This is a genomic window from Mycobacterium cajalii, assembly GCF_045809005.2.
Classification (GTDB): domain Bacteria; phylum Actinomycetota; class Actinomycetes; order Mycobacteriales; family Mycobacteriaceae; genus Mycobacterium.
The window spans coordinates 3,275,705-3,287,072 of the sequence record NZ_CM141436.1 but is presented as its reverse complement, the minus strand read 5'-3'; the positions used below and the strand labels follow the sequence as shown (position 1 = coordinate 3,287,072).

Annotated in this window: 9 protein-coding genes and 1 pseudogene; 7 read left to right on the top strand and 3 right to left on the bottom strand. The window is 69.6% G+C overall.

Going from position 1 to position 11,368, the window contains the following annotated elements; translation table 11 throughout:
• Positions 1-233 precede the first annotated feature (233 nt).
• Positions 234-1,277: a class I SAM-dependent methyltransferase gene (locus ACJ512_RS15620; RefSeq protein ID WP_407687024.1), complete on the top strand. Its 1,044-nt coding sequence runs from the start codon at positions 234-236 to the stop codon at positions 1,275-1,277.
• Between the two features lie 14 nt (positions 1,278-1,291).
• Here the strand turns inward: ACJ512_RS15620 and ACJ512_RS15615 are convergent.
• A pseudogene (locus ACJ512_RS15615) lies at positions 1,292-2,404 on the bottom strand (FAD-dependent oxidoreductase).
• 211 nt (positions 2,405-2,615) lie between these two features.
• Between ACJ512_RS15615 and ACJ512_RS15610 the strand changes: the two are divergent.
• Positions 2,616-3,905, top strand: coding sequence for a L,D-transpeptidase (locus ACJ512_RS15610; RefSeq protein WP_407687025.1), 1,290 nt, complete (start codon positions 2,616-2,618; stop codon positions 3,903-3,905).
• A 12-nt stretch (positions 3,906-3,917) separates the two neighbouring features.
• Here the strand turns inward: ACJ512_RS15610 and ACJ512_RS15605 are convergent, their stop codons facing one another.
• Positions 3,918-4,727 carry a DUF1906 domain-containing protein gene (locus ACJ512_RS15605; RefSeq protein ID WP_407687026.1) on the bottom strand — a complete coding sequence of 270 codons (810 nt, stop codon included), beginning with the start codon at positions 4,725-4,727 and terminating at the stop codon, positions 3,918-3,920.
• 116 nt (positions 4,728-4,843) lie between these two features.
• Here ACJ512_RS15605 and ACJ512_RS15600 point away from each other — a divergent pair, with 116 nt between their 5' ends.
• The 4 genes from ACJ512_RS15600 to ACJ512_RS15585 all read left to right on the top strand — a co-directional run bounded on the left by ACJ512_RS15600 (position 4,844) and on the right by ACJ512_RS15585 (position 8,767).
• On the top strand, positions 4,844-5,518 hold the full coding sequence (locus ACJ512_RS15600) for a cutinase family protein (protein ID WP_407687027.1): 675 nt from the start codon (positions 4,844-4,846) through the stop codon (positions 5,516-5,518).
• Positions 5,519-5,695: 177 nt separating this feature from the next.
• Entirely contained in the window at positions 5,696-6,952 is a 1,257-nt protein-coding gene (locus ACJ512_RS15595) for a glycosyltransferase family 4 protein (RefSeq protein ID WP_407687028.1), read from the top strand.
• Positions 6,946-7,704 carry a class I SAM-dependent methyltransferase gene (locus tag ACJ512_RS15590; protein ID WP_407687029.1) on the top strand — a complete coding sequence of 253 codons (759 nt, stop codon included), beginning with the start codon at positions 6,946-6,948 and terminating at the stop codon, positions 7,702-7,704. The genes ACJ512_RS15595 and ACJ512_RS15590 overlap by 7 nt, the downstream gene beginning before the upstream one ends.
• A complete protein-coding gene (locus ACJ512_RS15585; RefSeq protein ID WP_407687030.1) occupies positions 7,691-8,767 on the top strand; it encodes a prenyltransferase/squalene oxidase repeat-containing protein in 1,077 nt (358 codons plus the stop codon). The genes ACJ512_RS15590 and ACJ512_RS15585 overlap by 14 nt, the downstream gene beginning before the upstream one ends.
• Here ACJ512_RS15585 and ACJ512_RS15580 read toward each other — a convergent pair.
• Complete coding sequence (locus ACJ512_RS15580; RefSeq protein ID WP_407687031.1) at positions 8,748-9,428, bottom strand: class I SAM-dependent methyltransferase; 681 nt, start codon at positions 9,426-9,428, stop codon at positions 8,748-8,750. The genes ACJ512_RS15585 and ACJ512_RS15580 overlap by 20 nt on opposite strands.
• Before the next feature lie 242 nt (positions 9,429-9,670).
• Here ACJ512_RS15580 and ACJ512_RS15575 point away from each other — a divergent pair, with 242 nt between their 5' ends.
• Positions 9,671-11,338 (top strand): HAD family hydrolase, encoded by a 1,668-nt coding sequence (locus ACJ512_RS15575; protein WP_407687032.1) that lies wholly within the window; start codon positions 9,671-9,673, stop codon positions 11,336-11,338.
• The last annotated feature ends 30 nt before the right edge of the window (positions 11,339-11,368 follow it).

The window sequence follows — 11,368 nt, the reverse complement described above, 5'->3', positions numbered from 1 at the left end:
GGCAGTGCATGTCGTGAACCGGCGCAGGGGCTGTGCACGGTCACTTGGATGGGGGCTGTCGGCTCAACCATGTGACTCCAGCCTACGCAATTGCTCCCGGCGACACCCGGCGACAGGCCGCCGACCCCGGAGAACTGCGGTTTCGTGGATGCGCCGGCCGGCCCCGGCGCTCCCGGGCGGCTTGCTGCCGCCCCGGTGTGCGATCGCGCACCGGGTCCTGTAGAAGGAGTCTCGTGGAGGAGCCGAATCCCCGATCGTTCGATCCGCCCGCGCTGCGGGACGCGGTGGCGCGGCGGCTGCATCGCCGAGCGGTCGCCGAGGGCCGGCTCAGCCTGCCGGCCGTGCCCGCGCTGATCGACGAGTACGTCCGCATGTGCGGACAGCTCTTCGCCGGTGTCGGCGTGGAGTACACGGCAGAACAGTCCGCTCAGCTCAGGAGTGTGCTGGAAGCCGAGCTGGCAAAGGGCTACCGGGCCTCGCCCCGCTCGAACGTCGTCGTCACCTTTCACAGCCCCTTCGGCACGACGCTGAACTACCGCGTCAAAGCCGAATGGTGGACGCTCGAAGCCGACTACGACCACTGGGTCGAGACCCGCCCGGCGCCGCTGTTCGGCAGCGAACCCGACGCGCGGGTGTGGACGCTGGCCGGCGAAGCGGCCGATCCGGCGGCGTGCCGGGTGCTGGACCTCGGCGCGGGCACCGGGCGCAACTCCCTGGCGCTGGCGCGACGCGGTCACCCGGTGGACGCCGTCGAGATGACGCCGAAGTTCGCCGAGATCATCCGCATCGAGGCCGACAAGGAATCGCTGGGCGTACGGGTGATCCAGCAGGACGTCTTCGCGGCCATGGAGCATGTCGACTCGCAGTATCACCTGATCATCGTCTCGGAGGTGGTTCCCGACTTCCGGACGGTGTCCCAGCTGCGTGAGGTGTTCGAACTGTCCGCCCGGCTCCTGGCGCCGGGCGGGCGCCTGGTGCTCAACACCTTTCTGGCGCGTCCGGGCTACACCCCCGACGACGCGGCGCGGGAAATGGGCCAGCAGTGCAACACCATGATCTTCACCCGGGACGAGGTGGCCAGCGCGGCGGCCGGACTGCCCCTCGAGCTCGTCGCCGACGACCCCGCCTACGAATTCGAGAAGGCCCATCTTCCCGAAACCGCCTGGCCGCCCACGGGGTGGTTCGAGGGGTGGGCGCGGGGCCTGGACGTGTTCGACGTCGAGCCCGGGGATTCCCCGATCGACCTGCGTTGGCTGGTGTACCGGAAGACGGGCTGAGCGCCGGGACCCGCTCAGGCCGAGGCGGTCAGATCGCTTGCGGCGGGCCCCTCCAGCAGGGTGCCGTCAGGGGCGAACCGGGAGCCGTGCAGCGGGCATTCCCACGCCATGTCCGCATCGTTCCAGTTCACGATCCCGCCCAGATGCGGGCAAATCGGCGAGGACACCCGGTGCTCGGTGCCGTCGACCCGGCAGCGGGCTTGCAGGTGCCACGGCGGCCCGCTGACCACGCCGCCCTCGTCAACGCTCGGGCCGCGACGTCCGGTGCGTGTCGCGGGGGTGATCCAGCCCGTGGTCAGGTTGAAGCCGACCTCCATGTTGGCTTGCGCGGCGGTCAGCAGACCCGACAGCTCGTGCGGGCTCCAGCTGGCGAACGCGCCCGACCGGTCCATCCGCCCGCCCAACATTCGGCTGGACAGCGCCAACGCCGCCGCCGCCCCGTTCGTCATGCCCCATTTGCTGAATCCCGTTGTTAAATAGATTGTTTCGGTGTTCGGCAGGATGGGGCCCACATACGGCAGATCATCGACCGGCGTGTAATCCTGCGCCGACCAGAAGTGGGTCTGCGCCGCGCCCGGGAAGTGCACGCGCGCCCAGGACGACAGTTCGTCCAGCGCCCTGGACGGGCTTTTCTCGCGACCCACGGTGTGCCCGGCACCGCCCACGATCAACCCCTCGCCGTCGGCGACCGGCGCGTATCGGACCGATCGCGTGGGTGAGTCGGTGGAGATCATCATCGGCGGACACCCGCCACACCCGGGCGTGCTCGACCAGCCGCCCGCCGCGGCTGCCCAGCTCCACGACCAGCGAGTCCAGGAACGGCATCGGGTCAAACTGTGCCTGCTCGGCCAGCCGCACGCCCCCGTGGTAGGGGAAGGGCACCTGCGCGTCCGCGTCCCACTCCGCGGGCAGGCCTACCGCCCGGCAGGCCTGCCGGTCGCGCAGGCACCGACGGTGCGGGCCTCCAGCACCAGCACGTCCTTGCCGGCGCGGGCCAGGAGAACGGCGGTCATCAGGCCCGTGATGCCGGCTCCCACGACGATGACGTCGGCGGAAAGGGGACCGTCGTCAAGCCGGCTCGCCGCCCATGGAGGTTCGGCGCGTTCGTCCAGCCACAAGGAAGTCATCGCCGGCTGATACCCCGGCCGCCCGCGGGAAAACGCGGCCGCGTTGCGTGGTGAAAACATCCGGTCGGACCCAATACAATTCGGCGAGCCCGTCGTCGGGCGGGAAGCCGTGACCGGTTTCGGAATGCACGTCCCGGGCTACCTGATGGACGACCTCGGCGGCGGGTGTCGGCGTGACCCGTAGGCAACACCAGCAAGGATTCGGCAGCCCATGACATCCGAAAACAGCGAACGGCTCGTTCGCCGCATCCTCGGCATCGACTGGCCGCGCCGATTCATGCTGGCCGTGTTCGTCGTGGTGGCGGTCGTGGGCGCGGTGCAGCTGACGTCGTCGCCGGTGGCCTGCCCGGGCGGGGGCTGCGCGCGCCACCAAGCCGCCGTGAAGCCCACCGAGCCGGCGCGGGTGACCATCACCCCGCGCGACGACGCGCGCGATGTCGACCCGGTCGGGCACGTGATGGTCAAAGCCGACGCCGGGACCCTGACCGAGGTGCGCATGGTCAACGACGCCGGCAAGCCGATCCCGGGGATCATGACGCCGGACGATGTCGCCTGGAAGCCCACGGTCCCCCTGGGCTACGGGCGCACCTACACACTGACCGTCACCGCCCGCGGATCCGACGGGGTCGACGCCACGCAGGTGTCCTCCTTCTCCACGCTGCGTCCCTCCAACCAGACCAAGGTCTACTTCGAGCTGACCTCGGAGGCGCCCCTGCAGGAGGGCGCCACCTACGGTGTCGGGACGGTCGTCGTCGCCCACTTCGACGAGCAGATCGCCGACCGGGCCGCCGCCGAGCGACACCTGACGGTCACCACCGACCCGCCGGTCAAGGGGTCGTGGTTCTGGGTCGACGGCCAGAACGCCCATTGGCGCCCGGAGCACTACTACGCACCGGGGACGACGGTGACCGCCAGGGCCGACATCTACGGAATCGCCATGGGCAACGGCATCTTCGGGCAGGAGGACGAGCGGGTGTCGTTCCGGATCGGCGACGCCCACGTGTCCATCGCCGACGATGTCACCAAACAGGTCAGCGTCTACGACAACGGCAAGCTGGTCCGCACGATGCCCACCAGCATGGGGATGGGCGGCACCGAAGACGTCGGCGGCAGGACCATCTATCTGTGGACACCCCCCGGGATCTACACCGTGCTCGGCAAGGGCAACCCGGTCATCATGGACTCCTCGACGTTCGGGCTGCCCAAGAATTCCCGGCTGGGCTACCGCGAGACCATCCACTACGCCACCAAGATCAGCATCGACGGGATCTACCTGCACCAGCTCAACGCGACCGTGTGGGCACAGGGTCACCGCGACACCTCACACGGATGCCTGAACCTCAACGCCGACAACGCGAAATGGTTCTACGACTTCTCCGTGCCGGGCGATGTGGTCGAGGTCCGCAACACCGGCGGGCCGCCGTTGACCCTGCCGCAGAACGGCGACTGGACGCTCAGCTGGGATCAGTGGCGCAAGGGCAGTGCCCTGAATTCCCGGTGACGGTGGCGACCGTCAGCGGTCGAGATCCCATTGCCCGTAGTCGGTTGCGAGGACGTCGTCGACATCGACGTTGATGCCGCCCAGCAGGGGGCCCGGGCTCGACGGGCTGTTGACCACGGCCTGATAGAGCACCGCCATGGGCTCGCGTTGCCCGTGCGACCATGCCTTCGTCTGCCAGGCCCACCGGTGCCCGGCGCTGCTGGAGCTGCCGATCACGCCGTCGCGGATCGCCCAGCCGCAGACTTGGTAACTGCCGTAGACGCCGGTGCGGCCGACGCCCAGCACCGAGTTGAGCCCGTGAAACCAGTTGAGCGCCGAATCGTTCCAGGTACCGGAGTCGATGTCCTCGTCGACGCTGAAGAAGATCGGGGCCGACGGGGGCCCGCCCGCCGCGGTGTGCAATTGCAGGGCGGTCTGCGCGTCGGCCACGCCGCCGTCGTAGCCGCGGGTGAAGTCCGACGGCGCCCCGGGCCAGCCGGGCTTGCCGTATTGGTAGTTGCTGACGATGTGCAGGCCCGCCGCGCGCAGCGCGTCCGCGTACCCGCGGGTCAACGGTTTGGCCTCGAAGTGCGCGCCGGGCCGCGGCTCGGAGACGTAGTTGACCACGCCGTCATAGCCCGCCGCCTTGATTTCCCCCGGCGCGATCCGCCGCTCGGCGAAGTCGATCAGCTTGAGATCGCCGGCCGACGCGGTCGGCGCGTGCAGCGCGGCGGCCGCCGCACCCGCACCCAGCAGGACCGGTGTGACGGCGAGCTTGAGGACGTCGCGTCGTGAGAACGACCGCGCGCCGTCCGGTCCGCTGGGCGCGGCCCAATCGTGCATCGCGCGATGGTAACAAAGCCCGGTGCGCCGCCGGGCGAGTGAAAACCGATCCCCGGGACGGCACGGAGTGCGCGCTACGGCTTGTGGGCCGGCCGCGCATCGTTTTGAATTCTGTTATGGGTGTCCGGCTCGCCCGTAGGTCGGTCGTCGCGCTCGCGGCGGCGCTGATGGCGGCTGCGACGGTACTGCCGTCCTGGGCGCCGGGCGCTGCCTGGCCGGCCGCCGCGGCAGGTTGCCCCCCGGTCCAGGTGGTGTTCGCCCGCGGACGTCTGGAACCGCCGGGGACGGGCGCCGTCGGCAACGCGTTCGTCGACGCGCTCAGGTCGAAAACCGGCAAGGACGTCGGCGTGTACGCCGTGAACTATCCCGCCAACACGGAGGTTGCCGTCGGCGCCAACGACATGGGCAAGCACGTCCGGTACGTGGTCGCCAACTGCCCGAACACCAGGCTGGTGCTGGGCGGCTATTCGCTCGGCGCGGCGGTCACCGACGTGGTGCTCGCGGTGCCTTTCTCCGCGTTCGGCTTCGACGACCCACTCCCGCCGGACGCCGGACAGCACATCGCCGCCGTCGCCCTGTTCGGCAACGGGACCCAATGGATCGGCCCGTTCACGAACTTGAGCCCGGCGTACGGCGACAAGACCATCGAGCTGTGCCACGGGGACGACCCCATCTGCAACCCGGCCGACCCGCACACCTGGAACGACAACTGGCCCCAACACCTCGCGGGGGCATACATCAAGGCCGGGATGCCCAACCAAGCTGCGGACTTCGTCGCGGGCAAGCTCTGAACGCGCGCACCGGCGGACACTTCGGCGTCGTCCCGGGTGCGCGTTGCGTCGTTTAGCTGTTCGAACTATAGTCTGGACACATGTCCAGTTTGCTGTCGCGGGGTTCCCGGGTGCATTGATGGCGATGGAGTGGGGGCTGCCCGTCCGTGGTTTTCCAGCAGCGGATAAGAGTTGAGTATGCGAATTGCCCTGTTGTCCTATCGCAGTAAGGACCATTGCGGCGGGCAGGGCGTCTACGTGCGCCACCTGAGCCGCGGATTGGTCGACCTCGGGCATGAGGTCGAGGTGTTCTCCGGCCAGCCCTATCCCGAGCTGCTCGATCCGCGGGTGCGGCTGACCAAGGTGCCCAGCCTGGACTTATACCGAGAACCCGACCCGTTCCGGGTCCCCCGGCCCAGCGAGATCCGGAGCTCGATCGACCTGCTCGAACTGCTCACCGTATGGACGGCCGGCTTTCCCGAACCGCGGACGTTCACACTGCGGGCGGCCCGGCTGCTGGCCGACCGGGTGAACGATTTCGACCTCGTCCACGACAATCAGAGCCTGGGCACCGGGCTGCTCACGATCGCCGAGTCGGGTTTGCCGGTGGTGGCCACCGTGCACCACCCGATCACCCGCGACCGCGTGCTCGACCTGGCCGCCGCGCGCTGGTGGCGCAAACCCCTGGTGCGTCGCTGGTACGGCTTTTTGAACATGCAGCAGGAGGTGTCGCGCCAGATCCCGGACCTGTTGACCGTCTCGTCGTCGTCGGCGGCCGACATCGTCGCCGACTTCGAGGTCTCCCCCGATCAGCTGCACGTGGTGCCGCTCGGCGTGAACACCGACCTGTTCAAACCGGGATCCGCCCCGCGGCGGCGCGGGCGGGTCATCGCCATCGCCAGCGCCGACACCCCGCTGAAGGGGGTTCGCACCCTGCTGCACGCGGTGGCCGGGCTGCGCGTGAACCGCGATCTCGAGCTGCGGCTGGTCGCCAAGGTGGAGCCCAACGGCCCCACCCACAAACTCATCGCCGAGCTCGGCATCTCCGACATCGTCCACATCACCAGCGGGCTGTCCGACGCCGCGCTGGCCGCCTTGTTCGCCTCGGCGGAGGTTGCCTGCATTCCCTCGCTCTACGAAGGGTTTTCGTTGCCGGCGGTGGAGGCGATGGCCAGCGGCACCCCGGTGGTCGCGAGCCGGGTGGGCGCGCTGCCCGAAGTCGTCGGGACCGACGGTGCCTGCGCCGAGCTGGTGCCGCCGGCCGACGTCGAGGCACTCACCGCAGCGCTCGGCGGTCTGCTCGACTCACCGGAGAAGCGCCGCAGCATGGGGCGGGCGGGTCGCGAACGCGCGGTCAACGTGTTCAGTTGGGACGCCGTGGCGGCCCAGACCGTGGCGGTCTACGAGCGGGCGATCGCGCGCCGGGCCACCGCCGGGGGCGAAGCCCGATGCTGACGGTGGACTTCGACCGCCTCGGCGTCGGGCCGGGCACCAGGGTGATCGATGTCGGGTGCGGAGCGGGCCGGCACGCCTTCGAGGCGTACCGGCGCGGCGCCGACGTCGTCGCGTTCGACCGCGACGAATCCGAATTGCGGGGTGTGGAAACCATTTTGCGGGCGATGGGCGAGACCGGTGAGGCGCCCCCGGACGCCTCGGCGAAGGCCGTCGCCGGCGACGCGCTCAGCCTGCCCTACGCCGACGAGACGTTCGACTGCGTCATCGCCTCGGAAATCCTCGAGCACGTGCCGCAGGACGACGCCGCGATCGCCGAGCTGATCAGGGTGCTCAAAGTCGGTGGCACGCTGGCGGTCAGCGTCCCGCGCTGGTTGCCCGAACGGGTGTGCTGGCTGCTTTCCGACGAGTACCACGCCAACGAGGGCGGCCACGTGCGGATCTACCGGGCCAGCCGGCTACGCGAGAAGATCACCGCCGGCGGCCTGGACTGGACGCACGCGCACCACGCGCACGCGCTGCATTCGCCGTTCTGGTGGCTCAAATGCGCCGTCGGCGTGTCGAACACCGACCACCCGGCGGTGACCGCCTACCACAAGCTACTGGTGTGGGACCTGATGCGGCGGCCGAAACTGACGCGGCTGGCCGAGTCGCTGCTCAACCCGCTGGTGGGTAAAAGCGTGGCAATGTACTTCACCAAGCCGCGGGCGACGGAAAGCGGAGTGACTCCGGGGTATTCAGTTGCGTCGCGGTGAGCCGCCGGCGGTCGCGGACGTCCTGACCGCCGAGCAGTGCCGGCAAACCGCGCAATCCATCGCCGACGCGCAGGAACCGTCCGGTGCCATCCCCTGGTTCCCGGGCGGGCACACCGACCCGTGGGATCACGTGGAGTGCGCGATGGCGCTCACCGCGGCGGGGCTGCTGGAGCCGGCCCGGGCCGCGTTCGAATGGTGCCGCCGCATGCAGCGGCCCGACGGCTCCTGGCCCATCCAGGTGCGCGAGGGAATCGTCGAGGACGCCAACAGCGACAGCAACTTCTGCGCCTACATCGCGGCCGGCGTCTGGCACCACGTGCTGGTCACCGCGGACAAGGCCTTCGCCAGGTCGATGTGGCCGGTGGTGCACAAGGCGATCGACTTCGTCATCGACCTGCAGATCGGCTACGGCGAGATCTGTTGGGCGCGAAGCGAAGCCGGTCCCCTGCCGGAGGCGCTGCTGACCGGGTGCGCCAGCGTCTTCCATAGCATCCGCTGCGCGCTGGCGCTCGCCGGTCTCATCGGGGAGCCGCAGCCCGAGTGGGAGCTGGCGCTGGGGCGGCTGGGCCATGCGATCATCGCGCACCCGGAGGCGTTCACCGAGAAAGACCGCTATTCGATGGAGTGGTACTACCCCATCCTCGGGGGCGCGCTGCGAGGCCCGGCGGCCGCCGAGCGGATCAAGCAGCGCTGGAACGACTTCGTGGTCGGGGGCCTGGGCATCCGCTGCGTCGACGACCGCCCCTGGGTGACCGGTGCGGAGACGTGCGAACTGGTGATGGCGCTCGACGCGATCGGTCAGCGGTCCACGGCTCTGCGGCAGTTCGCCGCGATGCAGCACCTGCGCGAGGACGACGGCTCGTACTGGACCGGCTTGGTCTTCGCGGACGGTAAGCGCTGGCCCGAAGAGCGCACCACCTGGACCGGCGCGGCGATGATCCTGGCCGCCGACGCCCTCTCGGACACCACCGGGGCCGGCGGCATCTTCCGCGGCGACGGCCTGCCGATGGGGCTGCAGACCGGCTTCGACTGCGAATGCGTGGTCACCGGCCCGGGCCGCTGACGACCCTCTCCCCCGCCTCGCCGCCGGTGCGCTCGAGCACCCGCAGCGACCCGGTGGCCGAGACCTCCCGGAACTGGCCGGAATCCAGTGCACGGCAATAGATGTGGTAAGGCGGGCGCCCGCCGTCCGCGGGGTTCGGGAACACGTCGTGGATGACCAGAGCACCGCCGAGATCCACCCACTTGGCCCATCCGTCGAAATCCTGGTTCGCCGCGGCCTCGGAGTGACCGCCGTCGATGAACAGCAGCCGCAGCGGGCACCGCCATCCCCGGGCCACCACCGGCGATTTGCCGACGACGGCGACGACGTTCTCGTCCAGGCCCGCCGCGTCGAGCGTGCGGCGGAAGGTCGGCAGCGTGTCGAAGAGACCGGTGACCCCGTCGACCATCGAGGCGTCGTGGAACTCCCAGCCGGGTTGATGTTCTTCGGAGCCGTGGTGGTGGTCGATCGTGTAGAGCACGCCGGCGGTTTGCTGCGCCGCGGCGCCCAGCAACAGGGTCGATTTGCCGCAGTAGGTGCCGATCTCGACACCGACGCCGCGGTCGAGGTACCGCAGCGCCGCCTCGTACAGGGCGCGCCCCTCATCGGCCGGCATGAAACCCTGCACCTGTTCGGACAGCGCGAACAAGCGCTCGGTCGAGTGGGCATCGGTGCGGTTCATCAGCCGAACCTATCGGTCGTGCCGGTCGGTGCGCCCGGCGGGCCGACGAATCGCCGAGAGCCCCGCGGCCGGTTGCCCCGACCCCCCAGAAGGTTTGCGGCTCACGGTGGCCGGTCGCGCATCGGGACGTTCGATCCGCGAATGGGGACGAACGACCCTGCCCGGTGCGCGGGAGGGTTGCCTATTCTTCTCGTGGTCGCGGCGTCAGCCGGATCGACGGTGAGTGAAGAAGGGATCGGGGTGTGGGCTTCTTTCGAGTGGCGGCCCTGGACTTGGACGGCACCCTGACCTCGGCAGGCGGGATCTCGGAGCAGGCCCTGCAGGCCATCGACCAGGTGCGCCGCGACGGTCTGGTGGTGGTGCTGGCCACCGGCCGGATCGGGACCGAGCTGGCCGCAAGCTTCCCGCAGATCGCCGACCATGTCGATGCGCTGGTCCTGGAAAACGGGGCGGTGGCCAAGATCGGCGGTAATGCTTACCCGTTGGCGGCGCCGGTCGACGCCGCACTCGACGCGGCACTGGACGAACACGGAGTCACGTACCGGCGCGGCGAGGTCATCCTGGCCACCCGCGCCGAGCACGCCGCGACCGTCCTCGAGGTGATCGGCGCGCTGGGGCTGGACTGCCAGATCGTCCGGAACCGGGCCGAGATGATGGTCATGCCGGCCGGGGTCACCAAGGGCACCGGCCTGACCGAGGTGCTGACCCGGCTGAACCTCTCGCCACACAACACGATCGCCGTCGGGGATGCCGAAAACGACCTGTCACTGTTCGGTTCGGCTGAGATCGGTGCCGCCGTCGCCGACGCGGTTCCGTCCTTACGCGAACACGCCGACCTGGTGCTCGGCCAACCGAACGGCGCCGGGGTCGCCGAGTTGCTCACCGACACATACCTCAGCGGGGCGCGGCGCTGGTGCCCACCGCGCCGGTGGGTGAGCATCGGGACCTTCGACGACGGAACATCGACGAAGGTGCCCGGCAGCCAGGCTCGCATGATGGTGACCGGGCCGGCCGGGTCGGGCAAGAGCTACCTGGTCGGGTTGCTGGCCGAGGAATGGATGGACGCCGGTTACTGCGTGCTGCTCGTCGACCCGGAAGGCGACCACCGACAACTCGAACAGCTCAGCCGGGTGCACGTCGTCGAGGCCGAAGACGGGCTCCCCGAACCGGTGGAACTGGTCGGTCTGCTGCAGCCGCACACCGGTCTGGTGGTGGACCTGTCGGCGCTACCCGCCGCCGAGAAGATCGACTACCTGCAACGCCTGCGGCCGGCGGCCGAAGCCTACCGGGAGGCCCGCGGGTTTCCCCACTGGGTCATCTACGACGAGGCCCACCTGCTGGGTGCGGACCAGCAGCCGCACTGGACGCGCCGCGGCGGAAACCTGCTGTCGTCCTTCATGCCCGCCTTGCTACCGGCGGGCGAAGTCGGCGAAACTGACATCGTGCTCACCGTCGGCGGTATCGACCCGGTGAGTAGCGTTGCAGCGGAACCTATTCGGCGGGCATCCATCCAGTTCGGCTCGGCTGCGCCCCGTGCCTTCACGATCGCGGCTCGCCGCACCGGTCACGTGCGCCACGCCCACAAGTACGCCGACGTGTCGCTGCCCAGGGAGCGCCGGTTCTACTTTCGCCCGACCGACGGGCGCGCCATCCCGGCCGCGGGCACCATGCACGAGTTCCGCGCCGCACTGGGATATCTCGATTCGCAGGCGCTGCAGTACCACCTCGAACGCGGCGATTTCTCCCGCTGGCTCGGCGACACCATCGCCGACATGGACCTCGCCGCGCAGGTCGCCGCCTGGGAAGACGAGTTCGCGGCGCGCCGCGCCGCCGACGTGCAACGGATACGGCGCCAGCTGATCCACGCCATCGAAGACCGCTATTCCGCCTCCACCGAGCACGGCCGATGAACAGAAACCACGCGTAGCAGAGTAGCTACG